27 protein-coding genes are annotated in these 26,248 nt (G+C 36.7%); 7 read left to right on the top strand and 20 right to left on the bottom strand.

The features are described 5' to 3' along the window. The first annotated feature begins 11 nt into the window (after positions 1 to 11). Complete coding sequence (locus ASF92_RS04570; RefSeq protein ID WP_231729741.1) at positions 12 to 572, top strand: NUDIX hydrolase; 561 nt, start codon at positions 12 to 14, stop codon at positions 570 to 572. Positions 573 to 691: 119 nt separating this feature from the next. Here ASF92_RS04570 and dnaA read toward each other — a convergent pair whose 3' ends face one another. The 3 genes from dnaA to ASF92_RS04555 form a co-directional block, all read right to left on the bottom strand. Further along, complete coding sequence (gene dnaA / locus ASF92_RS04565) at positions 692 to 2,122, bottom strand: chromosomal replication initiator protein DnaA (protein WP_056088409.1); 1,431 nt, start codon at positions 2,120 to 2,122, stop codon at positions 692 to 694. A 431-nt stretch (positions 2,123 to 2,553) separates the two neighbouring features. Then, positions 2,554 to 4,101 (bottom strand): methylmalonyl-CoA mutase, encoded by a 1,548-nt coding sequence (locus tag ASF92_RS04560; RefSeq protein ID WP_056088406.1) that lies wholly within the window; start codon positions 4,099 to 4,101, stop codon positions 2,554 to 2,556. A gap of 100 nt (positions 4,102 to 4,201) precedes the next feature. Then, entirely contained in the window at positions 4,202 to 4,732 is a 531-nt protein-coding gene (locus ASF92_RS04555; RefSeq protein ID WP_056088403.1) for a hypothetical protein, read from the bottom strand. A gap of 91 nt (positions 4,733 to 4,823) precedes the next feature. On the opposite strand from ASF92_RS04555, the gene ASF92_RS04550 reads away from it, so the two are divergent. After that, complete coding sequence (locus tag ASF92_RS04550; RefSeq protein WP_056088400.1) at positions 4,824 to 5,177, top strand: iron-sulfur cluster assembly accessory protein; 354 nt, start codon at positions 4,824 to 4,826, stop codon at positions 5,175 to 5,177. A gap of 150 nt (positions 5,178 to 5,327) precedes the next feature. Further along, entirely contained in the window at positions 5,328 to 6,560 is a 1,233-nt protein-coding gene (locus tag ASF92_RS04545; RefSeq protein ID WP_056088398.1) for an ABC transporter permease, read from the top strand. Positions 6,561 to 6,562: 2 nt separating this feature from the next. Here the strand turns inward: ASF92_RS04545 and ASF92_RS04540 are convergent, their stop codons facing one another. The 5 genes from ASF92_RS04540 to ASF92_RS04520 are packed head-to-tail and all read right to left on the bottom strand — an operon-like array spanning position 6,563 to position 11,197. Continuing rightward, a complete protein-coding gene (locus ASF92_RS04540) occupies positions 6,563 to 7,300 on the bottom strand; it encodes a tyrosine-protein phosphatase (protein ID WP_056088394.1) in 738 nt (245 codons plus the stop codon). A gap of 15 nt (positions 7,301 to 7,315) precedes the next feature. Continuing rightward, the gene (locus tag ASF92_RS04535; RefSeq protein ID WP_056088392.1) at positions 7,316 to 7,870 is read right to left on the bottom strand and encodes a hypothetical protein; all 555 of its coding nucleotides are present in this window, start codon (positions 7,868 to 7,870) and stop codon (positions 7,316 to 7,318) included. Continuing rightward, positions 7,870 to 8,892 (bottom strand): UDP-glucose 4-epimerase GalE, encoded by a 1,023-nt coding sequence (gene galE, locus ASF92_RS04530; protein WP_056088389.1) that lies wholly within the window; start codon positions 8,890 to 8,892, stop codon positions 7,870 to 7,872. The genes ASF92_RS04535 and galE overlap by 1 nt, the downstream gene beginning before the upstream one ends. 3 nt (positions 8,893 to 8,895) lie before the next feature. Further along, a complete protein-coding gene (locus tag ASF92_RS04525) occupies positions 8,896 to 9,885 on the bottom strand; it encodes a UDP-glucuronic acid decarboxylase family protein (RefSeq protein WP_056088386.1) in 990 nt (329 codons plus the stop codon). Between the two features lies 1 nt (position 9,886). Beyond that, on the bottom strand, positions 9,887 to 11,197 hold the full coding sequence (locus ASF92_RS04520; RefSeq protein ID WP_056088383.1) for a UDP-glucose/GDP-mannose dehydrogenase family protein: 1,311 nt from the start codon (positions 11,195 to 11,197) through the stop codon (positions 9,887 to 9,889). Positions 11,198 to 11,262: 65 nt separating this feature from the next. On the opposite strand from ASF92_RS04520, the gene ASF92_RS04515 reads away from it, so the two are divergent. Further along, entirely contained in the window at positions 11,263 to 12,489 is a 1,227-nt protein-coding gene (locus ASF92_RS04515) for a 3-deoxy-D-manno-octulosonic acid transferase (protein ID WP_056088379.1), read from the top strand. On the opposite strand, the gene ASF92_RS04510 is transcribed toward ASF92_RS04515, so the two are convergent. From ASF92_RS04510 to ASF92_RS04470, 9 genes are all read right to left on the bottom strand, one after another. Continuing rightward, positions 12,463 to 12,912, bottom strand: a complete 450-nt coding sequence (locus ASF92_RS04510) for an RES family NAD+ phosphorylase (RefSeq protein WP_056088374.1) — start codon at positions 12,910 to 12,912, stop codon at positions 12,463 to 12,465. The two genes, ASF92_RS04515 and ASF92_RS04510, sit on opposite strands and share 27 nt — an antisense overlap. Further along, a complete protein-coding gene (locus ASF92_RS04505) occupies positions 12,912 to 13,382 on the bottom strand; it encodes an antitoxin Xre/MbcA/ParS toxin-binding domain-containing protein (RefSeq protein ID WP_056088372.1) in 471 nt (156 codons plus the stop codon). The genes ASF92_RS04510 and ASF92_RS04505 overlap by 1 nt, the downstream gene beginning before the upstream one ends. 63 nt (positions 13,383 to 13,445) lie before the next feature. Continuing rightward, entirely contained in the window at positions 13,446 to 14,456 is a 1,011-nt protein-coding gene (gene hemH, locus ASF92_RS04500; RefSeq protein WP_056088369.1) for a ferrochelatase, read from the bottom strand. Between the two features lie 93 nt (positions 14,457 to 14,549). After that, positions 14,550 to 15,221 carry a fatty acid desaturase gene (locus tag ASF92_RS04495; protein WP_082489443.1) on the bottom strand — a complete coding sequence of 224 codons (672 nt, stop codon included), beginning with the start codon at positions 15,219 to 15,221 and terminating at the stop codon, positions 14,550 to 14,552. A 54-nt stretch (positions 15,222 to 15,275) separates the two neighbouring features. Further along, a complete protein-coding gene (locus ASF92_RS04490) occupies positions 15,276 to 16,124 on the bottom strand; it encodes a 4-hydroxy-3-methylbut-2-enyl diphosphate reductase (protein ID WP_056088364.1) in 849 nt (282 codons plus the stop codon). A gap of 29 nt (positions 16,125 to 16,153) precedes the next feature. Beyond that, on the bottom strand, positions 16,154 to 16,810 hold the full coding sequence (locus tag ASF92_RS04485) for a carotenoid biosynthesis protein (protein ID WP_056088361.1): 657 nt from the start codon (positions 16,808 to 16,810) through the stop codon (positions 16,154 to 16,156). Continuing rightward, a complete protein-coding gene (locus ASF92_RS04480; RefSeq protein ID WP_056088359.1) occupies positions 16,780 to 17,877 on the bottom strand; it encodes a glycosyltransferase family 2 protein in 1,098 nt (365 codons plus the stop codon). Before ASF92_RS04480 ends, ASF92_RS04485 begins: the two co-directional genes overlap by 31 nt. Beyond that, on the bottom strand, positions 17,874 to 18,497 hold the full coding sequence (locus tag ASF92_RS04475) for a lysophospholipid acyltransferase family protein (protein WP_056088356.1): 624 nt from the start codon (positions 18,495 to 18,497) through the stop codon (positions 17,874 to 17,876). Before ASF92_RS04475 ends, ASF92_RS04480 begins: the two co-directional genes overlap by 4 nt. A gap of 76 nt (positions 18,498 to 18,573) precedes the next feature. Further along, a complete protein-coding gene (locus tag ASF92_RS04470; protein WP_056088354.1) occupies positions 18,574 to 19,083 on the bottom strand; it encodes a phosphoribosyltransferase family protein in 510 nt (169 codons plus the stop codon). 174 nt (positions 19,084 to 19,257) lie between these two features. On the opposite strand from ASF92_RS04470, the gene ASF92_RS04465 reads away from it, so the two are divergent. Further along, positions 19,258 to 19,965 carry a head GIN domain-containing protein gene (locus ASF92_RS04465; RefSeq protein WP_056088351.1) on the top strand — a complete coding sequence of 236 codons (708 nt, stop codon included), beginning with the start codon at positions 19,258 to 19,260 and terminating at the stop codon, positions 19,963 to 19,965. A gap of 136 nt (positions 19,966 to 20,101) precedes the next feature. Here ASF92_RS04465 and ASF92_RS04460 read toward each other — a convergent pair whose 3' ends face one another. Next, complete coding sequence (locus ASF92_RS04460; protein ID WP_056088348.1) at positions 20,102 to 20,509, bottom strand: hypothetical protein; 408 nt, start codon at positions 20,507 to 20,509, stop codon at positions 20,102 to 20,104. Positions 20,510 to 20,556: 47 nt separating this feature from the next. Beyond that, complete coding sequence (gene rlmD / locus ASF92_RS04455) at positions 20,557 to 21,978, bottom strand: 23S rRNA (uracil(1939)-C(5))-methyltransferase RlmD (RefSeq protein WP_056088346.1); 1,422 nt, start codon at positions 21,976 to 21,978, stop codon at positions 20,557 to 20,559. Positions 21,979 to 22,488: 510 nt separating this feature from the next. Here rlmD and ASF92_RS04445 point away from each other — a divergent pair. Next, positions 22,489 to 24,192 carry a M28 family peptidase gene (locus ASF92_RS04445; RefSeq protein ID WP_056088339.1) on the top strand — a complete coding sequence of 568 codons (1,704 nt, stop codon included), beginning with the start codon at positions 22,489 to 22,491 and terminating at the stop codon, positions 24,190 to 24,192. A gap of 14 nt (positions 24,193 to 24,206) precedes the next feature. Beyond that, a complete protein-coding gene (crtD, locus tag ASF92_RS04440; protein WP_056088336.1) occupies positions 24,207 to 25,670 on the top strand; it encodes a 1-hydroxycarotenoid 3,4-desaturase CrtD in 1,464 nt (487 codons plus the stop codon). A 45-nt stretch (positions 25,671 to 25,715) separates the two neighbouring features. Here the strand turns inward: crtD and ASF92_RS04435 are convergent, their stop codons facing one another. Then, entirely contained in the window at positions 25,716 to 26,222 is a 507-nt protein-coding gene (locus tag ASF92_RS04435; protein ID WP_056088333.1) for a shikimate kinase, read from the bottom strand. Between the last annotated feature and the right edge of the window lie 26 nt (positions 26,223 to 26,248).

Raw genomic sequence — 26,248 nt, 5'->3', positions numbered from 1 at the left:
TTTAGAAAAGCATGAACAACATAAACATGATTATAGAAAAGTGGCAAAAAATTGCGTCAAAATATTTAGTGAGGGAAAAATGGGCAACGCTACGTGTTGACGAAGTGAAACTCCCTGATGGAGTTGTCAAAGATGACTACTATGTTTTGGAGTATCCGAACTGGGTTAATGCAATTGCTTTAACTGAGCAAGGAAAAATTTTGATGGTTCGCCAATATCGCCATGCGGCAGATATTGTTTCTTTAGAAGTTCCCGGAGGTGTAATGGATGGCGACGAAGAACCTGAATTTGCTATTAAACGTGAACTTTTGGAAGAAACAGGTTATAGCTTTAAAACATGTAAACTTGTGGCAAAGCTTTACCCGAACCCGGCAACTGCAAATAATATTACCTTCACTTATGTATTGACTGGCGGTAAAAAAACTCATGAACAACATTTAGATGAACATGAAATCCTCAATGTGGAAGAATATACTATTGATGAAGTTAAACAGTTTATAAAAGCTAATAAAATTGCCCAGGCTTTACATGTTGCGGCTCTGCATTATGGCTTGGCAGCATTAGAAGATTAATAGGGTGAAACCAGAGTCAATACATAGACAGCACACATAGAAAAGGCCCAGATGAATTATCTGGGCCTTTTCTATGTTATAAACTAAGCCTGAATTGCAGATTTAATCCCTGTAATGGGTTAGCTCATTTTTAATTTTTTCTGAATATCGTGAACGTAAGCTTTAAACTTCTTATCGGTATCAATTAAATCTTCTACTGTTTGGCAAGCATAGATAACCGTACTGTGATCACGACCGCCAAAGAAAGCGCCAATTGTTTTCAATGACGATTTTGTATGGCTTTTTGATAGGTACATTGAAATCTGGCGGGCCTGAACTATTTCACGCTTACGTGTTTGCGACTTAACCATATCAACAGGAACCTCAAAATATTCGCAAACCAATTTTTGAATGTATTCCATTGAAATTTCTTTCGAAGTATTCTTTATGAAATTCTTCAGCATTTGCTTAGCCAGGTTCAAATCGATTTCTTTTTTATTCAGTGTGGCCTGGGCCAATAAAGAAACCATTGCGCCTTCTAGCTCACGCACATTATTATCGATGTTATGAGCGACATATTCCACAACTTCTCCTGGCAATTCAATACCGTCCGCATACATCTTCTTTCTAAGGATAGCGATACGCGTTTCCAAGTCAGGAATTTGCAAATCAGCAGATAGTCCCCATTTGAAACGACTTAATAAACGCTCTTCTAAACCTGCTAAATCTTTAGGGGCCTTATCCGACGTTAGGATAACCTGCTTGCCTGACTGGTGTAAATGGTTGAAAATATGGAAGAATATATCCTGAGTCTTTTCTTTGCCGGCAAAATTGTGTACGTCATCCATAATGATAACATCCATTGCCTGGTAAAAATTAACAAAATCGTTAATTGTATTATTTTTCAATGAATCAACAAATTGCTGGCAAAATTTTTCGCAGCTGACATAGATAACCAGTTTATCAGGCATGCTCCGCTTGATTTCATTACCAATTGCTTGTGCAAGATGGGTTTTGCCTAAACCAACGCCGCCATAAATCATCAAAGGATTAAAAGACGTACCACCGGGTTTTGCTGCAACCGCATAACCTGCAGAACGGGCCAAACGATTGCAATCCCCCTCAATATAATTTTCGAACGTATAGTTTGAGTTTAGCTGAGGATCTACGTTTAACTTTTTTAAACCAGGGATAATGAAGGGATTCTTAATATCCTTGTTAATTGAAACCGGGATTGGCATTGATTGTACCTTAGCCTCTGCCCCATTCCCATTTGAAGGCATGTTCGTAGTATAAGGACTTCCACTGTTAGATGATTTATCCACAACAATGTTATATTCCAACCTGCCATCCTCTCCAAGTTGTTTTTTAACCGTTTTACGTAGTAAGCCTACATAGTGCTCTTCAAGCCATTCGTAAAAGAACAAACTCGGTACTTGTATGGTTAAAACTTTACCTTCCAATTTAAGGGCTGTTATAGGCTCGAACCAGGTTTTGAAACTTTGATTCGGAATATTATCCTTAATAATTTGAAGACAGTTCTTCCACACTTCAGTACAAGTTTTTTCCATTGGGATTTTCTATAATTTATTGGTTTCCAGTGCCGATTCGAATTTACGGGATGGTCCGTTTCGGGACTACGAATATTGACAAAATTATCAACATTTGAAACTAAAATTTCAATTATTTCGTAACGTATTCATAAGCAGTAACCTACCCTATCTAACCTGAATTTTTTGTGTGGATAACTATTTATTAACAATGATTTTCCATGCAAAAAACGTTTTACGAAGCATTTAACCCTTAGTCCGAATCTTTTGTGGAAAAGCAAATTCCAAGCCATTTCATAAATGAAGGTTGGATTATTTACTTCATTTAAATTGATTTATAACCTAACTTCCCAGTTGTCAAAGCCTTATAAAAACCAAAAAATCTGGGCGCCGTATCTATGACGAATTGAAGATAAGGCACTCAATTGTTATTCAATACTATATATAGATAGCTAATATTCTCCAAAGGTATTTCTGAAAACATCTGCGATTTCGCCAAGGGTTGCATATGCTTCCACAGCATCGATAATTAAAGGCATTAAATTTACATCCATTCTTGCAGCACTTTCTAATGCATCTAATTTTTGTTTCACGGCAACATTATTGCGTTGATTTTTCAGCTGATTTAATTTTTCAGTTTGCAGCCTCCTAATTGAATCATCGATATTAAAAACCTCAGTAACCCCCTCTTCTTGTTGGGTAAATTTATTTACGCCAACCGATACCCTGCTACCATCTTCAATTTCTGTCTGATACTGATAAGCCGCAGAGGCTATTTCCTGTTGCATGTAATCGCTTTCAATGGCATTCACTGAACCACCCATAGCGTCTATCTTGTCGATATAAGTCCAGGCTGCAAGTTCTACTTCGTCTGTTAAACTTTCGATAAAAAAAGAACCTGCCAAAGGATCAACGGTGTCAGTAACGCCGCTTTCGAAACCGATAATTTGCTGGGTGCGTAGCGCAATTTTTGCTGCGGCTTCTGTTGGAAGGGAAAGTGCCTCATCATAACCGTTTGTATGTAAAGACTGTGTGCCTCCCAATACAGCTGCCATTGCCTGGTTTGTAACCCTGATTATATTATTTAAGGGTTGCTGAGCTGTCAATGTTGAACCACCTGTTTGCGTATGAAATCGAAGCATCATCGCCTTTTCGTCGGTAGCACCAAGTTCTTTTGTAATTTGTGCCCACACCCTCCTTGCTGCCCTGAACTTTGCGATTTCTTCAAAAAAATTGTTGTGGCAGTTGAAGAAAAAAGATAAACGCTTAGCAAAAATATTAATATCCAAACCTTTCGCTATTGCAGATTTGAGATATGCCTTTCCGTTTGCCATCGTGAAAGCCAATTCTTGCACAGCAGTAGAACCAGCCTCCCGGATATGATAGCCTGAAATAGAAATTGTATTCCATTTCGGAACCTCCTTACTGCAAAATTCAAAAATATCGGTGATTAACCGCATTGACTGCTTCGGGGGATAAATATAAGTTCCCCTCGCAGCATACTCTTTTAATATATCGTTTTGTATTGTTCCTGAAATTTGCTTTAAATCTGCGCCTTGCTTTTTGGCAAGTGCGATATACATGGCCAGCAAAATCGACGCTGTTGCATTAATCGTCATCGAAGTTGTAATGTTCTTCAATTCAATACCCTCAAAGAGAATCTCAATATCTTTTAAAGAATCTATTGCAACGCCAACCTTTCCAACCTCACCATCAGCCATTTCATGATCAGAATCGTAGCCAATCTGGGTAGGCAAATCGAAAGCGACAGATAGACCAGTGGTTCCCTGACTTAATAAATAATGATAGCGCTTGTTTGACTCTTCGGCCGTGGAAAAGCCAGCGTACTGCCTCATTGTCCACAAACGACCACGATACATGTCTTTTTGGATCCCTCTGGTAAAAGGAAACTCACCAGGCTTTTCATCCATTGGCTTTGACGATGTATAAAGCTCTTTAATCTGAATGCCTGATGTTGTGGTGTATTTTTTATCGCTCATATTATTTGGTTAACTGATTAGCTGTATAATTGGTTAAATGACGAAATGAAAAAACACGGGTAATGAATCAACCAAATCAGACGATCAATCAACAAACCTATTAAAACATTCTTTGAATGTCCTTTTTAATCAACTCAATCGTTAAGTCGTAAGGATTCTCATCAATACTTGCCATGTGCTGTAAAATCGCTTTACTTAATTCAATTCCACTGGCATCGGCTGGTATATTTTGTACGGCGTTGTTAATCATTGCAATAGAATCATCTTTCAGTTTGCGTACAACATTCCACGTTGCGCTATCTATGTAAAGTTGCTGGGTAATGTTATGCTGATATTCCGAACGCACTTCGTTTAATATCCCAGCCTGCAAAGTTGCTATTCCAATGCCTTGCTGGTGAAGACGTACTAAAAGATTTGCAGGATTAATTCTGTCAACAAAAATTATTAAACGTTCATGAGCCTGTAGCCTCAAAGGCAAAATCTGCGCTCTGCTTTCTTTATTCAGCTCGATGGTTTTCAGGTTAAAATAACGTTGTATATCACTCTTCAAAACATAATAAAATGCTATTAAGGCTATGAAAACTCCTAAACCTAATATCACTACATCTGTAATTATTTCCTGTAAATTCATATATATTGTTTAACTACGGTAATATTAAAAACCGATAAAAGCAAAAATGTGCATTATTATTTATATTTGTAACAGATAAAATTTAAATAACATGAGCACAACAGTTGAAACAGCATTTGCACCGGTTACTTTTTCAGAAGGTGCAGCTAAAGAGTTATATAAATTAAAAGATCAGCAAGAAATTGGTGATGATTACGGATTGCGTGTTGGTGTTGAGGGTGGCGGCTGTGCCGGCATGAACTATGTTTTGGGCTTCGATCAAAGAAAAGAAGGCGATCAGGAATTCCTAATTAATGGAATTAAAGTTTTCATGAATAAAGCACATCAGATGTATTTAATGGGCATGATGATTGATTGGCAGGATGGCTTGAATTCCCGTGGTTTCACATTCGTCAATCCCAATGCAACCAGTACTTGCGGCTGCGGCACAAGTTTTTCGGCATAATAAAATATATTGTAACATATTACACAGTCCCCTTGTCTAAACATCGGGACTTTTTTTATTTTTACAACTAAAGGTTTGAAGTAAAGGTAAATAGCTTTGGCTTTGATGCCAATCTGGATACTAGATACTTAATACTCGATACTAAACCAAATGAATTACAGAGAAAACATCAGGCTGGCATTGCAATCTATTAAAAGCAACCGCTTACGTACTATGCTTACAGCATTAATAATTGCTATTGGTTTAAGTGCCTTAGTTGGGATTCTAACTACACTCGACGCAGTAAAAACCAGTATGACTGAAGCTTTTAGTAGTATGGGGGCAAACTCATTTACGATACGTAACCGCGGTACAGGTATCAGAATTGGCGGGCAGGGAAAGCGACCGAAGCCATTTAAATCTATAAAATATGAAGATGCGGTGAAGTTTAAAGACAGCTTGAATACCCCCGCAACTGTCGCTGTAAGTGTATTTGCCAGTGGTGGATCTACTATAAAAAACGGAAGTTTAAAAACCAATCCTAATATAAATGTTCAGGGTATTGATGAAAATGGACTCGCTTCACAAGGCCTTAGCTTGTCAGAAGGTAGAAACTTTAGTACCTCTGAAGTTCAAATGGGAAGCAATGTCTGCATTGTCGGTAGCGAAGTGGTAGATAAACTTTTTAAAAATCAAGATCCGATTGACAAGCTCATTAATGTTGGAAATAATCGGTTTAAAATAGTTGGTATTTTAGTATCAAAAGGCTCAAGCATGGGCTTTAGTGGTGATAGGGCCGTATATGTTCCTTTGCTAAAAGCGAAGCAGATTAATGCGAATGCAAATCCGTCTTATACCATAACTGTAATGGTCCCTACAAATGACATGCAGGAAAATATAATTGGCGAATCGACTGCTTTATTCAGAAACATCAGAAAAGTTAAAATCACAGAACCAAACAATTTTGAAATTACAAAAAGTGATGCCGTTGCTCAAACCCTTTTTGAAAACCTGGCTTTCGTTGCAATCGGTGGCGTAGCGATAGGAATAATTACATTAATAGGAGCATCTATTGGCCTTATGAATATCATGCTGGTGTCTGTTACAGAAAGAACCCGGGAAATTGGAATTAGGAAAGCGATTGGCGCAAACCCGAAAGTTATACGCCGCCAGTTTCTAATTGAAGCCGTTGTAATTTGTTTAATGGGCGGGAGTTTTGGGATATTTCTTGGGATTGTAATTGGAAATTTGATATCGCTTGCGATGGGTGGTTCCTTTATAATACCATGGTTATTTATTTTCGGAGGATTTGTAGTTTGCGTGGGTGTCGGAATTTTATCGGGCTACTATCCTGCCAAAAAAGCATCTAAATTAGATCCTGTAGAAGCTTTGAGGTACGAATAACATTAAAGCAGAACGTTATTTAACTGATGTGTACTTAAAAGTCTCTGCATAGAAACTGTATATAAACTTTCTTCCAGTGCGGCGGCATGCTGCAGGTGATGCATGTCGCTGCCAATGAAATCAACCAGATAATTTTCAACTATTTCCTTGGCAATTTTACCGGATCCTTTACCATAATAACCAGTTAAGGCAATAGAATTTAATTGAAGTAAACAGCCCGCTTCTTTTATCTGATGAAAATGTTCTATTGAATTGTAGTAATAGGGATACCTTTCGGGATGTGCTAAAACTGGTTTATACCCAGAATCCTGGGTTAATTTAATAATATCAAAAAGATTTTGAGGAGCGTTTATGTAAGAAAGCTCGAAAAGCAGGTAGTTAGTGCCAAATGTTAAAACTTCTTTTTTCCTTAAGTTCTGCTCTAGTATTTCATCCAGATAATATTCGGCAGCTGCGTCAACCTCTAAGTTTAATTGAATTTCATGTAAGCCTTTCCTTAAAACATCGAGCGCCCTGTAAATGGTATCGGGCGTGTTCCGAAAATAATCGGCCATGATATGCGGCGTTGCAACAAGTTTATTATAACCAAGCTGCTTAAATTTTTTTGCAAGTAGCAGTGCATCATTAAGCGTTTGTGCGCCGTCATCAATGCCCGGTAAAATGTGCGAATGCATATCAGTTCCAATATTCGAAAAATTATATTCCGGGATTGGCTTTTTCTTTTTAAAGAATCCTAACATGGTGAACTAGCTCTATTAAATCGCTCTGGGTAAATTAGATGCTTCAGCGGCACCTGCCAATTTAGAAGAATAAATTCTATTTAGCAATTGATTCGTGGAATCTGCCAAATCGAATTGTAAATCTTCGTGTAGTTTGGCTAATTTGTTAAGCGTAACCTGAACCGTTTTGATATAGTAAGTTGCGAAAAGGAAACCGAAATCTTTATAGCCAAAAAGCGACCTCTTATAATCAAGTGGAATCGTACCGAGAATGAAGATTTTAAGTTCAACTTCCCCGAAAGAATCTTTTGTTACTTTATAAAAATGATTGATGCTGGTGATTATTTTGCGAACTTTAGCAAGTGCATCTTTTACACTAAGTTTCTTGAGTTCCGAAATCTGTGCCTCAACCTCAGCTTTAATGTTTTCCTTCCGTGACTCTAAATCAACTCCATCTTCTAACAATTTATAATGAAGATGCTCTGTTAAAATTTTATCCTTGGCGATTAAACGCAGCAATAACTTATCTTTTTCTTTAACAGGTAAACCTGTGATGGCATTTTTTAAGTCTTTATGCTCCGAAAGCTTCATTAAAATGGATTAGCTTTAATGTATTTCTCCCATTCCCAGGCTGATCGCATCATTTCATTTACATCAAGTTCTGTTTGCCAGCCGAGTAAGTCTTTAGATTTTGTAACATCACCATAAATTTTTTCGACATCACCTTCCCTTCTGGGACCAATCTGATAATTTAATTTTTCACCCGTAGAATTTTCGAAAGCTCTGATGATTTCTAAAACTGAGGTGCCTTTTCCGGTTCCAATGTTAAAAACTTCATAATTCTTATCTGCTTTTCCTTCTTCCAGTCGTTTAATTGCCGCGACGTGTGCTTTAGCTAAATCTACAACATGAATGTAATCACGAATTGCGCTACCGTCCGGCGTATTGTAATTATTACCATAAACAGTTATCGGACCTCGTTTGCCGATCGCAGACTGAGTGATAAAAGGAACTAAGTTTGCGGGAACCCCGTTCGGGAGTTCGCCGATTAAAGCTGTTTTATGTGCCCCAACCGGATTAAAGTAACGTAAAGCAATCACATTCAGGTCTGGCGTAACAGCTGCTGTTTCTACCAATATTTCTTCGGCTATTTGCTTCGTATTTCCATAAGGAGATTCTGCCTGCTTTACCTTTTCTAACTCTGTAACTGGTAGGTTGTCTGGCTGACCGTAAACCGTACAAGACGAAGAAAAAACAAAATTGATTTTCCTGTTAAAGGCAGTCAATAAATTTATCAAACTAAAAAAGTTGTTTTTGTAATATTTTAAAGGTTGTTGAACTGATTCACCAACAGCTTTAAAAGCTGCAAAATGAATGATACCTGTAATATCATTGTATTTTGCAGCAAACTCTTTTACCTTTTGCGTGTCACACAAATCGAATTGATGAAATTCTGGTTTGATGCCAATAATGGCCTCAATTTGGTCTAAAATTTTAACACTTGAGTTTGACAAATCATCAACAATTATCACCTCATAACCTGCATTGTGTAATTCTACAACTGTATGTGAACCAATATATCCGGTTCCACCGGTAACTAAAATTTTAGACATTTCTTAACGATTGTATTTATGGAAATCCTTATGTTCTATTTTGGCCAAAGCCTCTTCAGGCAATGATTTGAAGTAATCATAGGTAATTTTTAAACCTTCTGCACGTCCAACTTTTGGCTCCCATCCTAACAAAGCTTTTGCTTTAGTAATGTCAGGTCTGCGTTGTTTTGGATCATCCTGAGGAAGTTCTTTATAAACTATTTTTTGTGAAGTTCCGGTTAATTTTATAATTTCTTCGCAGAATTGTTTAATGGTGATTTCATCAGGGTTGCCGATGTTTACCGGCGAAGCGTAATCGCTCATTAATAAGCGATAAATGCCTTCAATTAAATCATCAACATAACAAAATGAACGCGTTTGGCTGCCGTCTCCAAAAACTGTTAAGTCTTCGCCACGTAAGGCCTGACCAATAAATGCTGGTAAGACACGCCCGTCATTTAGTCGCATTCTTGGACCATAAGTGTTGAAAATACGAACAATTCTCGTTTCTACCCCATGAAAAGTATGGTAAGCCATTGTAATTGCTTCCTGGAAGCGTTTCGCCTCATCGTATACACCTCTCGGACCTACCGGATTCACATTACCCCAATATTCTTCTGGTTGAGGATTCACACTCGGATCGCCATACACTTCTGAAGTAGATGCAATTAACATCCTTGCGCCTTTTGTTCTCGCCAGACCTAATAAATTATGAGTACCTAACGAACCAACTTTTAAGGTTTGAATAGGAATTTTCAAATAGTCAATCGGGCTTGCAGGAGATGCAAAATGCAGAATGTAATCTAACTGACCTGGAATATGAACGAATTTAGAAACATCGTGGTTGTAAAATTCGAAGTTCTCGAGATGAAACAAATGCTCAATGTTTGTCAAATCGCCAGTTATCAGGTTGTCCATCCCAATCACATGGTAACCTTCTTTTATAAAACGGTCGCAAAGGTGTGAGCCTAAAAAGCCTGCAGCACCGGTAATTAAAATCCTTTTAACACTCATATTAATCTACCAATTTACGGCCAATACTATTATAATAATATCCTAATTCAATCATTTTATCCAGATCATATAAGTTTCTGCCGTCAAAAATGACTTTATTTTTAAGAACTGCTTCAATTTTATCGAAATCCGGATTTCTGAATACCGACCATTCGGTAGCAATTAAAAGGGCATCTGCATTTTCCAAAGCTTCGTATTGGTTTTCAGCATACTTAACTTTATCGCCTATTACACCCTTCACATTAGACATCCCTTCCGGATCGAAAACGGTTACCGTTGCACCGTTTTTAACCAAAGCATCAATGATATATAACGCAGGTGCCTCACGAATATCATCTGTTTCCGGTTTAAACGCTAAGCCCCATAGTGCAAAATGTTTACCGGCTATATCGTTTTTATAATATTTCAAAACTTTATCAACCAGAATTGTTTTCTGGCGTTCGTTAACTTCCATCACCGATTTCAGGATTTGAAAGTCGTAGGTATTTTCGTCAGCTGCCATAACCAAAGCCTGAACATCCTTCGGAAAACAAGAACCACCGTAGCCAATTCCTGGAAATAAGAAACGTTTACCAATGCGATCATCAGATCCAATACCCCTTCTTACTGCATCTACATCAGCTCCCACCAATTCACAAAGATTTGCTACCTCATTCATAAAAGTAATCTTTGTTGCTAAAAAAGAGTTAGCCGCATATTTGGTTAGTTCTGATGAACGCTCATCCATAAATAAAATGGGATTTCCCTGACGAACGTAAGGTCCATAAAGATCGGTCATTAGTTTTTTAGCTCTTTCGCTTCTTGTTCCTAAAACAACGCGGTCAGGCTTCATGAAATCTTCCACAGCAACCCCTTCACGTAAAAATTCCGGATTAGAAACGACATCGACCTCAATATTTGTATTTTCTGCAAACACAGCCCTAACTTTATCTGCGGTACCAACCGGAACAGTAGATTTGTTAACGATGATTTTATATTCCTTAATAATTTTTGAAATATCTTTTGCTGCGCCTAGAATGTAAGACAAATCTGCAGCACCATCTCCTCCCGGAGGCGTTGGCAATGCCATGAAAATAATCTGAGCTTCCTCGATAGCTTCCGCTAAATTAGTTGTAAAATGCAACCTGCCTTGCTCTATGTTTCTATGGAAAAGCAAATCTAAACCTGGTTCATAAATTGGAACCTGGCCTTCTTGCATTTTTTTTACTTTGGCTTCATTAATGTCTACGCAGATTACATTGTTTCCTGTTTCTGCTAAACATGTTCCGGTAACTAAACCTACGTATCCGGTACCAACTACGGCTATTTTCATATATTTAATAAGGGATTTTAAATATTTTCGTTTTATCTTGCCACGAAGATAATAAAATCCAGTCAATGCTATTACTTTATACAATAGGAATTAAATTTTATAGTGCGATAATTTGGATTTTCTCCTTTTTTAATGAAAAAGCGGCACTTTTTATTTCAGGAAGAAAGCAGATTTTCAATCACATAGCAAAAAAAATAGATCCACTCAATGAAAATATCTGGTTTCATTTCGCGTCTTTAGGCGAATTTGAACAAGGCAGGCCTGTTCTGGAAAATTTAAAGAAATTACATCCTCAAAAAAAAATTGTGATAACATTTTTTTCTCCTTCTGGATACGAAATAAGGAAAAACTATGCATTAGCTGATGGAATTTTTTATCTTCCTATGGACAGCAGAAAAAATGCACAGCGTTTTGTTGAACTTGTAAATCCACAGACAGCAATTTTTACGAAATATGAGTTTTGGTATTATTATTTTAAAGAACTCAACAAAAAAAGCATACCCCTATTCGTCGTTTCAGGAATTTTTAGGAAGGACCAGATTTTCTTTAAAGGCTACGGACTTTTTTTTAAAGGCATACTAAAATGTGTTACACATTTCTTTGTTCAAAATAATGAAAGTTGCATTTTGCTCCATTCAATCGGATTAGAGAATGTTACTGTAAGTGGAGATACAAGATTCGACAGGGTTTTCGAAAACGCTGCCAATGCGAAGGCAAAATCTGAGATAGCACTTTTTTGTGGCGATTCGCCAACTTTAATCTGTGGTAGTACCTGGCCTGATGATGAAAAATTATTGGTTGCGTTACCCGCAAAATATCCAGGCTGGAAATTTATCATTGCACCTCATGAAATTCATGAAAGTCATATCTTGAGTATCGAATCAATCTTTCAAAAAACGACCAGATTTTCTGAATTCAAAAATACCGGAAAAAGTGATTCTGCTGTATTGATCATTGACAATATTGGTATGCTTTCTGCTTTATACCAATACGGAAAAGCCGCTTATATCGGCGGCGGATTTGGTGCAGGAATTCACAATACTTTAGAAGCCGCAGCATTTGGCTTACCCGTAATATTTGGCCCAAAATTCAATAAATTCCAGGAAGCTAAAGATTTGATTAAAATTGGTGCGGCCAAAAGCGTATCAAATGGCACTGAATTAATTAATGCTTTTGAATATTTTAAAAGTAATGCTCAATCATCGTCCGCGGCAAAGAAATATGTGGAAGATAATAAGGGAGCTACCGCCTCTGTTTTAAATAAACTAATTTTTAATTCGCTCGTCAAATAAAAATGGTGCTACTTTAACGAGTTTAATTTTCAGAAAATCTACATGATTTGGATTAATAAGGTAATTATATTCATCCTGGATAATAGAAGAAGGGATACGCAATACAGCCTTTTTATTTTCCTTTACCCAAACACTCCCGATTTTTTGCGTAATATGCATCTGCTCAAATCTAGTCCAGTTTTTTGATAAATTACTTGCGTTAATGGTATCAAAAGCAATTCCATCTGGTATTTCGATGTGCATTACGCTAAAATTTCCGGATAGTCCTAGTTTACTTCTATGAACCACATTTTCTAAACATGCCAGCGATTGAGATCCCGCAGCATAGACAACTTTAACGTCATCAAAATTCCATCTGGCTGCTCTTCCTGAAGCAATTAAATTGTCAGCATATTTTGACAGCGCAATTCTAAAAACTAACATTAAGCTAAATCACCGTGGGCAATACGAGTAAGTTCTTCTTCAATTAATGACAATCCGGTAAATGTATCCATTAAAGTAAAAGGCACCTGATTTCCTAAACCGTATGCAGTTGTATTTAACCACTTATGAAATGCTTCCGCGGAACCAAAAACTTCTATCCCTAATTTAAACAAAGCAAATGATTTTAATAATTTTTCGCTTAAAGAAGCATCAAGTTTTAAATCCTGAACAAAATAGTTCTGTATTGTTTTAACTGTTGTTTTAAAAGTATCCTGAAATTCATCATATGTGAAACCTGAAACAGATATGAAATCGAGTGCAACTTTTGCACTTAGCCCTTTTTTTGAATTAGACAATAAGGCTACCGGATTTGAATACATCGTTTGATACTGACCCATGGTTTCAGCAACAGTTGGCACTTCGGCATTATTTATTTTATAAGGTTTGACTTTACTAACTGCCTTTTTCATATTCAAATATAGAATTTTTTCTTTATAATAAAGAATTTTTTCTTCATCACTAACGGAGTCTGCTTATTTGATCATGCCTGCCAAAGCCTCAATAAATACTGGACTATCATTTAAACTTTCAACGAGTTGAACATGCTCGCCGCCTAGGGCTCTGAACTCTTCATGGTACTCTACTGTAATTTCGTACAGTGTTTCCAGGCAATCAGCTACAAAAGCAGGGCTAAAAACCAGAAGCCTCTTTTTACCCTCTCCAGCTAATCTCTTTAAAACATCTGTTGTATAAGGCTGAACCCAAGGCTCCTTACCTAAACGGGATTGAAAGCAAACCGTGTAATCTTCGTTTGAAATGTTCAGTTCTTTTGCAATTAACCTTGCAGTGTCGTGACCCTGAGCAGAATAACAAAATTTATTGGTATCATTCAACGTCTGGCAGCAATCAGAACTTTTTAAGCAATAATTTCCGGTATGATCACATTTAAGCAGTTGTCTTTCAGGCAAACCATGAAAACTAAACAGAATATGATCATAATTCTCCAGATTGTGTTTTCTTGCATTTTCAGCAAAAACCTTAATCATTAGTTCATTATCGTGGAAGGAATTAACAAAAGAAATTGGCGGAACAGTAGGCCATTTACTAACCAATTCCATAACTAATTGCATTACCGAACCGGTACTTGCAGAGGCATATTGAGGGAACATCGGAATCACCTGAATGCTTTCTACCAGGCCAGCTTTCAAATTTGCCAGAGCAGAGTCAATTGAAGGACTTTGATAACGCATTGCCAGTTCTACATGGTATTCATTCCCCAACCTTTCCTGAAGCATTGTTGCCTGTAGCTTGCTATAATATAATAGCGGCGAACCATTTTCACCCCAGATTTCTTTATAAAGTTTTGCGGTTTTCGGGCTTCTGAAAGGAACAATAACACCTTTAACTAATAAAGTTCTATTGAAAGCTGGTATATCTATTACCCTTTCATCCATTAAAAACTGATCTAAATATTTCTTAACATCAGATACCGCCGGACTGTCGGGTGTTCCTAAATTAACTAGTAAAATTCCCTTTTTGCTCATTTAATAAAGAATATGTTTTGTGGCGCAAATATCGCTTTTTTAGTATCAAGTAGTACGTGGCAAGTATCAAGATTCGGTAAAAAGCACGTTAATCTATTTTGTCTTATACAATTGCCACCATGGCATTCCTGGTTTTTGGTGATGTTCCAGATGGTAACCAAAAAAATAACAGGTTATAAATGCAAAGAAATGATTTTTGCTCAAAGTTGAAGCATGATGTTCATTATCGTGCTCCCCTTTATGCGGCAGGTAAGTACCAAAATAGAATAATTGAAAAGTGCTTAACAGCGATGGCAAGACCCAGAATAACAATAAATTTTTTTCATCAACCCAGATTTTCAGCACATTAAAGGCAATAGCCATAATTACAAGCTGAATAATTGTTACATAATTCATCATGAAACTTAAATACCATCTCCAGAATCCATGCGGTGCAAAATCCGGATCTTCTTCCGTGTGTACATGATTATGATGGCTATGATGTTTGTTGTACAGCTTATTGTAAAAAAAGCCTGCATACAGAAAAACAGAAAGGTATCCTAAAAAATTATTGAGCTGCTTGTTGGATGAAATCGTTCCATGCATGGCATCGTGAGCTGTGATAAACAAACCCGTGTACAAATGCATCTGGATAAAAATCATTATGTAAACCAAAGGATTAGTCCATTCGAAGTTCCAGCGCAACAGAAAAAAAAGAGATGTAAACCAACAGGCGATTACCGTGCAGGCAACAAAAACTCCAATATAATTTTGAATGATTTTCAAATGGCTTTTTCTTATTAACAGTTTTAATAGGAAATTGATTTGCCGACGGAAGGATTAATATAGTTCTAGCGCAGATTTCACTTTTTCCATCAACCACATTGGTGTAGATGTTGCACCGCAAATACCAACCTTATCGTTTTCATTAAACCAGCTTTTATCCAATTCTTGTACATTTGAGATGAAGTAAGAATCTTCATTATACTTCTTGCAAACATCGTAAAGGACCTTTCCATTAGATGACTTTTTACCAGAAACAAAAATAATTTTATTGTAATGACTTACAAAATTCTCCAATTCTTGGTAACGGTTAGAAACCTGGCGGCAAATGGTATCGTTGGCTTTAACCTCATATCCACGGGATAATAATTCATCCTTAATGTGATAAAACTTATCTACACTTTTTGTCGTCTGGCTATATAATGTAAATTTAGATGGCAATTCTACATTATCAAGCTCTGCCAAATCCTGAAAAACTATTGCCTCACCGTTCGTCTGGCCTTGTAGACCGATCACTTCAGCGTGGCCATGTTTGCCGAAAATCAGAATCTGCTCGTCATCATCGTGAGAGTTCTTTATCCGGTTCTGGAGTTTCAAAACTACCGGGCAAGATGCATCAATAAGTGTTAAATTGTTTTCCAGCGCAAGCTGATAAGTCGAAGGCGCCTCCCCATGAGCACGAATTAAAACCTTTTCATTTTTTAGCGATTTAAGCACTTCATGGTCAATAATTTTAAGCCCCATGTTTGTCAGCCGCTCAACTTCCTCATCATTATGAACGATATCGCCAAGACAATATAAATACCCTTCTGTATCCAGGATGTCTTCAGCCATTTCAATGGCGTAAACCACCCCAAAGCAGAAACCTGAAGATTTATCTATAGTGACTTGTAAATTGTAACTCATTGCAATGCAAAATTAAGCAAAAATACCTATCATCTTGTCACATACAAGACAACAAAAAATATTAGTTGGGATATGAACATCGTGGTACCGATATACTTCTGTTGCTTTAAGCCCAATGCATAATAAAATTTTAATAATATTACCGACACAATAAACCAGGCTATGTAATTTTGAAGCGGAATTTCGTGCCAGTCCCAATGCCAGTAATCAAATTTCATAGCAACAGGCTCTAAGAAAAAATCAAATGTTATTAAACATAAACCGCCTATTAATGATGCCAGTATACCGTTGCGAATCTTCAAACTTTTAATCATCTGCCCGGTACTGAAAATCAAAATGACCCAGTTTACACCCATCAACAACGGTACTGTAAATATCTTGAATCCAAGCGTGGTGCCATAATAATAGCTTCCAAATATTTTACCTGTTTTAACCCCTAGAACTTCCACGAGAAAGCCACAAAGAAATACACCACATACAAAAAGCAACAGTCTTTTAACATCTCCGCGGTATGAAAATACAATTACAGCAAACATTAAAAGCAGGTGAAATGGAACTAACCGAATAAAGTAAGGCTGAGCTGCAGGAATTAAGAATCCAAACAATCCAACCAAATGAAAAATAATAATAATGGCTACTGCCAATTTTTTGATTTTTAAATCGGCTTGATCGATCTGCCCTTCCATGAACCTTTTTTTAGTAAATGATTAGAAATTGATTTAACTGAAATTAACAAAAACATAAATATTTGTAAAGGATGCAAAATTAAATTTAAAACCACATTTTGTCCCGACAAAAAAGATATCATTATCCTGCTTAAAACAATTAAAGTAAGCGGCAAAGCCAGCAAATGCAAATCATAATATATGAATAATAAAATAGGCCAGCTAATTACCAAAAGCTGGTAAAGTAATAATATTATGATGTTATTGCCAAAACCTGCAAGTAAATTTTTACTAAAACCACTTACACTTTCGCTAAGGTTTTTGTACATCCTACAGTATATTAAACCGTTAGCCAATAATGCTTCAACTTTAAATCCTGCCTGCTTAACCAGTTTCATTATCTCTATATCTTCTACAACCTGATTTCTAACACATTCATGCCATCGATTTTCGATATAATTAGTTGCTTCGAAAAACATACACTGACCGCTGGCAGCAGAAAAAGCAGGATTTTTAGAAAACCGAACCATGTGTAAAGGCAATAAATTCAATAGTATAAAATGCATCAGTGGTACTGTTATTTTTTCTCCAAAACTCAACATGACCTGGTTCGTAAAGATACTGAGCAAGCTTAATTCGTTTTTTTCTGTGCGAAATATAAGGCTGTTAATAAAGCCTTTTTTTATAATCTCGTCAGCGTCGATAAACAAAAAATACTTGCCGGTAGCGATTTTTGCCAATTGATGGCAGGCGTAATTTTTCCCCAACCATCCTTGTGGCAATTCCTTCCCTTTTACTATTGAAAACTGCTCATTATGTGCTGAAAAATCTGATACTAGCTCAAAAGTATTGTCGCTGCTGCTATCATCAAGAACAATAACTTCGTAATTCAGGTAATCCTGCACTTTTATCGACTGAAGCAATTGTTGGATATTTTCAGCTTCATTTCTTGCAGGAATAAGAATGGAAACTTTATCCTGATAATGTTTAATTGTTCGTGGCAGCTTAGGGTTAGATAAAAAATTAAACACCGTAACCGAAAACCTGATGATAAGAAAAACTAATGAAGCGTAAATAAAAATCGTCATTCGGTAATTTGTGTTTGTTTAACAACAGAATTATCGTAATGTTTATTGTAAGCACTTTTTAATAATTGAAGACTGATGTATTCCTCATTCTCCCAATTTTGTAAATAAGTGTAAGCCGAGGCTTTGCGTTTTGAAAAATAATCAATAAAGGTGGCTGCAAAAACAATATTTATTCTCTTCTGGCTCGCATTAATCATCTGCATAACACCTTTTTCAAAAGTTATATTTTTTAGGTGATTGGAGTGCAACTTACCTTGCGGAAAAACTAAAACGAGGTTATCAGGATTGTCCAAAAGATTTCCGGCATAATTCAAAGTTTCCAAAACATCTTTTCCCGAATGTTTGGCCGCAAAAGCACCGAGATATTTCAGAAAACTTAATTTTCTATAATTCTCTGCGTTTACTAAAACGTGAAACTGCTTTTTAAATACTTTTTTATTGATGTAGAAAATCAGGAAGCCATCCCACCAACTGAAATGGTTCGCCAGGACTAAAACTGAAGAATCCTTTTTAGGTTCGATATTATCAAAGTTGACAGCAGCAAAATGTTTATCTACAATAAACTGAATGTACCAGGAGAAAAATTTATAAATAATTACATTCTTTCGGGGATAGTACATTCAGGAAAGTTGCGAAAAAATAGAGTTATGTGCAAATATCTGTTGATAAAAAAAGCATGAATACACAAAACTAAGGTTAACTTAAATAAACCCTGTCTTCTTCTCCCTCCACATCCATAATAACATCAACATGTTCTTTTAAAATTGTAGCCAACTCGAGTCCGACAAAATCGGTAGCAATCGGAAAAATTTTATGACTCCTATCTACAAGTACAACCGTACGAATTTTTTTATGTGGCGTATTCAGGAAAACTCCTAAACCATACGCAAGTGTTTTGCCACTATTCAAAACATCGTCGACCAGAATTATAACTTTATTCTTCCATTGACTTTCGTTTAAGTCAGTTGTGGCTACCAATTTACTACTTTGCTTCTCAAGGTCGATACGAAGTAGTGTTAGCTTAAAATCTGATATTTTCTTTAAAACTTTTTCTAAACGTACAGCTAGTTTATAACCTCTATCCCAAATTCCGGCGAGCACAATCTCTTTCTCATTTAAATTATCTTCTAAAATCTGATAAGCGATGCGGTCTATCTTTTGTTGCATCTGTTTTTTGTTCAGGATAAGTAGTTGTGCTGCGTCCATTTGAAAAAGGGTTTGATACAAAAAGAACGATTTTAAGAATGAAATTCAAACTATTTGAAAAATAATTTTGGAATCATTGCAACGTTCAGTACCGTTAGGCGTCTTATATTATAACCAGAACGATGAAAAATAAATCGAAGTCATCATTTCAAAACAAAATCTAAATAAAATCAGATGAAAAAATTCTTAAAAACAACGGCGGCATTACTATTAATAGTTACAGGCAGTTTTGTTGTAAATGCACAGGAATCGAAAAATGTATCGGTAAAAAACTTCAGCAGCATTATTGTCAGCAGCGGCATCGATTTATACTTAACCCAAAGTGGCACCGAAAGCTTGACTTTAAAAGCCAGTTCAGATTTATTGCAAAATGTTGTTGTAGAGCAAAAGGGCAACAGCTTAACCATAAAAATGAAAGAAGGCGTTCATTGGGGGTCGATGTTCAAGAACCAAAGTATTAAGGCTTATTTAAATTTTAAAACACTTTTGGCTCTTACAGCTTCAGGAGGTAGTGATGTTTTCTCTCAAGGACAAATTAAGGCTGGGAAATTTGCACTACGTTCGTCGGGAGGTTCTGATGTTAAATTAAACCTGGTTTGTACCGATATCGAATTGCAGACCAGCGGAGGTAGTGATGTTGCATTAACAGGTAAAGCAGAAAATATGATTTTGCAAACCAGTGGCGGCAGCGATGTAGATGCGTATGGTTTTGTAGTTGATTATGCAAAAGTGACTGCTTCAGGCGGTTCTGATGCGAATATAAATGTAACTAAAGGCTTGGAAGCGGGTGCCTCTGGAGGGAGTGATGTTCACTATAAAGGCAACGCTTCATTAAAGAAAACGTCGTCATCTAAAAGTGGTGATGTTACAAAAGTAAATTAGTTAGTTTTAGGTTTAATTAATTTTACTATCGCTGCTTTGCGGATGCAAAGCAGCGATTTTTTTTATGAAAATAATTTCAAGAATTAGCGGATTAAGCAGCTAACACATCATCATTTCGGCCTGATGTCTTCAGTTTTTAAACTTTCTTGTACGGATAATAAATGAAATTTGCGCCTTCAGGAACAATTACAAAAACACACATAAAGTTTTCGGGCTTTTTGTACACTTTTAAAAATTGCTCTTGTTTATCTTTGTTAATAATTCCCTTTTCTACAAATTCTTCTAAAGTGGAAGCCTGAATGGTCCAATCTGTATTCAATTCTTCTTTATTTAAAATGATTTCGCCCAATTTAACTTCATGCTGGTGTGCAACAAAAATCGGGTAAGAAGAAATGCCTTCAATCATAATTTCTATGGCAACCTCTTTAATGGCATCCGCATAAAATGCCAAATCCTTTTCCAAACTTATAAGCGGACTCTCCTGCTTCTTTTTTGGTGCTTCGCTATCTTCTGGCGTTGCACCCAATAATTCTTCTCTATCCATTAATTATTGAATTTTGAGCGATTTGCAATTGACTATTAATGTATCATTCAATTATTCTCTCCTTTTAATCTTAACAAAACAACATTTTCGACATGCTGTGTATGCGGAAACATGTCTACAGGTTTTATACGAACAACATTGTATTTTCCGTTTAGCAATTCTAAATCTCTCGCTTGGGTTGCAGCATTGCAGCTTACATAAACAATTTTTTCAGCTTCCATTTCCAATAAACGTTGCACCACATCCGCATGCATACCCGCTCTTGGCGGATCTGTAATAACGACATCAGGTTTGCCATGGGCTAGGATAAATTCAGCAGTTAGAATGTCTTTCATGTCACCGGCATAAAAGATGGTGTTCTCAATTCCGTTTAATTCAGAATTGAATTTGGCATCTTCAATTGCTGTTGGTACATATTCTACGCCAACAACTTGCTTCACATCTTTAGCAATGAAATTTGCGATGGTGCCAGCGCCGGTATATAAATCGTAAACGAGTTCATCGCCTTTAAAACCGGCAAATTCTTTTGTTATTTTATAGAGTTCGAAGGCCTGCTCGGAATTGGTCTGATAAAAAGATTTCACTCCAATTTTAAAACGGATGCCATCCATCTCTTCAAAAATGTGATCACGACCAGCGAAAGTATTTACTTCCTGATCAAAAATTGTATCATTCTTTTTTTGGTTAACGATATAAAGCAAAGATGTGATTTGAGGAAACTCAGATTTAAGGAAGTTCATCAAACTATCTACTTGTTCCTGCTCTGGATAAGCGAAAATGACCGCAACCATAATTTCGCCTGTGCTGGAAGTTCTGATAATTAGGTTACGTAAAGCACCTTCATGGTTCCTTAAATCATAAAACGAGATTTCATTTTCCAAAGCATATTTACGAACTGCATTTCTAATCTGGTTTGATGGGTCATCCTGTAAATAACAATGTTCAATATCCAAAATCTTATCAAAGCGCAACGGAACGTGAAACCCGAGGGCATTCATATCGAAATCCTCATCGCGGTCTATTTCGGTTTTTTCAAGCCAGCGTTTATTCGAAAAAGTAAATTCCAGTTTATTGCGATAATATTTATTTTTTGCCGATCCCAGAATCGGTTCGGCGAAAGAAGTATCTATTTTGCCAAGACGTTGTAATGCGGCTTCTACATTTTTCTGCTTAAACTTTAACTGAGATTCGTAGCCCATGTGTTGCCATTTACAGCCACCGCAAGTACCGAAATGCGGACAAAATGGCTCAGTTCTCAGCTCAGATTTTTCATGTAATCGGTCAATTATAGCTTCAGCAAAGTTTTTTTTCTTTTTAGTTAAGCGAACATCCACTACATCTCCAGGGACGGCTTTATCAATAAAAATAACCAGCTCATCAGCTTTACCCACACCTTTTCCTTCTTCTGCAATATCAATTACATGTACGTTGGGAATTATAGTTACTGTACCCGGTTTTCTTCTACTCATTATGCCGCAAAGATAGTGAAAAGGGCTTAAACACTAAAGTTGAAAGCCAAAATTGAAATCACATGACTATTTATGGAAATAGACGGGGGAGAAATAGTATAAGCAAATTCCTTTCAGACTAATAATAGTCTGAAAATTTGATATTCAAAGTAAAAATTATTTCGCAAAAAACCTAAATGCGGCGCTCCAAAAACCATACGCCCAGTTAAATTTAAGGTCGAATTTTTCATCTACTTGTACAGAAAACTCTAATATTTCATTGCTCATGATAAAAAACCTATCTATTTAAGCAATAATACAAATTTCAGACCAAAAACCCAAACGGTCCAAATTAAATTTAAGTTAAAATTACATGAATAATATAAAGATTTTGTTCATCTTTTCCCTTAATCGGCTGGATTCTGTAATCTATTGAAGAAAAATTAAATATGCGAAAGACTGACCAAGGTTTACGCGAAAATTAAAACAACAACAGTATTCTTAGTATCTTTCAGCCTTTATCGCTAATTAATGAAAACAAAGATAGTAGCAGGCCTGCTTTTAGTGGGATTTGCAAGTTACGCCCAAAATACGACGGAACAATATTTTAAACTTACAAGAGCTGGCTTCAAGGAGAATAATGCCTATGAAACCACCGATTTTGTGGAAAAATATTTCCGTGTCCCTGGGAATACAGGATTCAATGCAAGCATTCGCAATGTTGAAAGCATTTTAAAAAAAGCAGGATTTGTAGAACAAAAACAAAATGAGTTTGAAGCCCCCCTCACTTATCGTATTGAAAAACGGGCAATGAAAAGTAAAACCTGGGAACCAGTTAATGCGAACATAGATATCGTTGGAGAAGATCAGCCCCTAATTTCTTTCAAAACCAACCGCAACATGATTCCAATAAATTGCGCCTCCACTCCTACAGAAGGTGTAACGGCGGAGGTTGTCTACATCGAAAAAATTATACCCGCCGAGCTTGAGAAAATGGATCTGAAAGGCAAAATTTTATTTTCAGAAAATAGCCCTTCAAGATTACTGGCTTCTGCAGTTAAGGCCGGTGCTGTTGGCGTTTTAGGTTATTCCATGCCAAAATATACTCAACCGGAAGTACATCAAACTTCTATTCAGTTTGGCAGTATGCGTGCCAATAGTGAGGTTTGGACACTGCTCTTATCTTATGCAGCAAAAGAAAAACTAAAAAATGCTTGTAAAAATGGGATTACCAAATTAAAGGTTAGTATCGAAACCAAGATCTATCAATCTGAAGAATTAACGGTTGTTGCTAATGTGAAAGGGAGCGAAAAAGCAGATGAAAGATTCGTTTTCAGTGCGCATGTACAAGAACCCGGGGCAAATGATAATGCCAGTGGCGTTGGAACTTTAGCTGAAATGGCAAGATTAACCGCCGAACTTTACAAGGCAAAAAAAATCAACCCAAAACGTTCACTTACATTTTTGTGGGGTGACGAAATTGTATCGACCAGACGATATATAACTGAAGATACCACCCGCGCGAGAGGAATTTTATGGGGGATGAGTTTAGATATGGTTGGTGAGGACACCAAGAAAACCGGCGGCTCATTTTTGATAGAAAAAATGCCTGATCCTTCTGCAATTTGGACCCGTGGAAAGGATAAGCACACAGAATGGGGTGCAGGAGATGTGCAGGAAAAAGACCTTTTCCCACATTACTTCAATGATTTTATTTTCGACATCTGCAAAGCACAGGGTAAATTTGCCAACTGGACAGTAAACTATAACCCTTTTGAAGGTGGCAGCGACCACACTCCTTTTCTTCAGGCCAAAATTCCAGGACTGCTAATGTGGCATTTCACAGATGTTTTTTATCATACAGATAATGATAGAATTGATAAAGTTTCTCCAACGGAAATGAAAAATGTTGGAATTAGTGCTTTAACCGCTGCCTATTCTTTAATTTCTGCTGATGAAAATATGGCGAGCGTTACTATTGATCAGGTCAAAACAGATGCGCTGATCAGGTTAAAAACGGAGTTTGATTTAAGTAAAATGGCCATTGCTGAAGGAAAATCTGCTGATGATGAAAAACACATCATCGAAACCTGGAGCAAATGGTACATCGATGCTTTGGCAACAATAAATAAAATGCCTGTGAAATCTGAAACAACAAGAATTGGTTCATCAATTAAAGTTGCAACGCTGGAAGTGGAAAAACAAACAAAAGCCTATTTAGCGGAGTTAAAGTAATCCAGGAATCTCATATGCCTAAAGCAATAATTATTGGCGCAGGAATTGCAGGAATTGCATCCGCAATCAGAATGGCCGTTAAAGGTTTCGATGTTGAGGTTTTCGAAGCAAATGGATATGCAGGCGGAAAACTAGCTCAAATTGAAATAAACGGCTTTCGCTTTGATGCTGGTCCGAGTTTATTTACCATGCCGCAATATGTAGATGAGTTATTTATTCTTGCCAATAAAAATCCTCAAGACTATTTCCAGTATAAGCAGCTGGATGAAATCTGCAGGTATTTTTATGAAGATGAACTTCATTTAACGGCTTACTCCAATATTGATAAGTTTGCCGATGAAGTGGCGGGTAAAACAAAGTCTTCTGCCATCGAAGTTAAAAACTTCCTAAATAAAAGCGCAACGATTTATGATGTAACACATAAAGTTTTCCTTGAAAGAACATTGCACAAGCTAAAAAGTTACCTGCACTGGGATACGCTAAAATCAGTGTTTCGATTTAGCAAAATTGATGCTTTTCGTTCTCAGCATGATGCAAACGAAAAGTTCTTTAAGGATAAACGAATTGTGCAGCTTTTTGATCGTTATGCAACTTACAATGGTTCAAATCCCTATCAGGCTCCGGCAACTTTAAACGTAATTCCCCATTTTGAGTACCACTTCGGAGCATTTCTCCCAAAAAAAGGAATGTATGGAATTGTTGAATCTTTGGTCAAACTAGCGGAAGACTTAGGTATTAAATTTCACTACAGTCAGCGAATTGATGCCATTAGTTATGAGCATAAAAAAATAAAAGGCATTCAAGTCGAAGGGCGTCTCGTCGAAGCAGATGTGGTGATTTCCAATTTAGATATCTGGTTTACTTACAAAAACTTACTTAAGAATTTTCCTGAACCTAAAAAACTCCTGAACCAGGAACGAAGCAGTTCGGCTTTAATTTTTTATTGGGGAATGAAAAACACTTACCCTGAATTAGGCTTGCACAATATTTTGTTTGCTGAGAATTATAAGGCAGAGTTTGATGCAATCTGGAAAGAAAAAACCATCTATGCAGACCCAACTGTTTACATCAACATTACATCGAAGCACATTAAAACCGATGCGCCTGTAGGCAATGAAAATTGGTTTGTTATGATCAATGTTCCGGCAAATGTTAATCAGAATTGGGACAAATTTATTTCAGAAGCTAAGCAGAACATCTTAGATAAGATTTATAGAATCCTAAAAAAAGATTTATCAGTTGATATTATTTGCGAACAAATTTTAGACCCAAGAGGTATCGAAAGCAAAACGGGTTCGTATCAGGGTTCTTTATACGGAAACAGCTCTAACAACCAGTTTGCTGCTTTCTTAAGACACCCAAACTTTAGCTCGGAAATTAAAAATCTGTTTTTTTGTGGTGGAAGTGTTCATCCAGGGGGGGGCATTCCATTGGCCTTACTATCTGCAAAAATTATAGATCAAGATTTAAAGATTTAAGGAATTCAGATTCTATGGTGCTTACCTTAAATGGCACATTGTTCTTTAACCTTGGAGTTTTTTAACCTCTTTTTCTAATTTTTCGACATCCAAATCGAAAGCATTGACGATAATTCCAGCTTTCCTGTAGAAAGGATTTCTCTCTTCGAGTTTTACCTTAACAAATTCAAGAAGCTGCTCGTCATCCAAATCTTTTATTAACGGTCTTTTATGGCGATTGTGCAACCTTGAAACCAACTGAGCAGGCTCCATTTCCAAATAAATGGTTTCACCATGATCATTCATCCAATCCATATTATCGAAAAAACACGGCAAACCACCACCAGTTGCGACAACACAATTTTCAGGATAGTTGTAAGTTTTCAGGATTTCGCTTTCATAATCCCTAAAACCCTGCTCACCAAACGTTTCGAAAAATTCAGCAATGGTTTTTCCCGATTTCTTTACAATCTCTGCATCTAAATCCACCACAGGATATTCTAAGCGATGAGCCAATTGTTTTGCCTTTGTGCTTTTACCGCAGCCCATATATCCGACTAAGAAAATTTTCATATCTTAATATTGTTCATTTGATGGAT

Origin of the sequence: Pedobacter sp. Leaf176 (genome assembly GCF_001424305.1) — a bacterium.
GTDB lineage: Bacteria > Bacteroidota > Bacteroidia > Sphingobacteriales > Sphingobacteriaceae > Pedobacter.
Note: the sequence above shows the minus strand (reverse complement) of the source record. Positions and strands in the feature narration are given on the sequence as shown.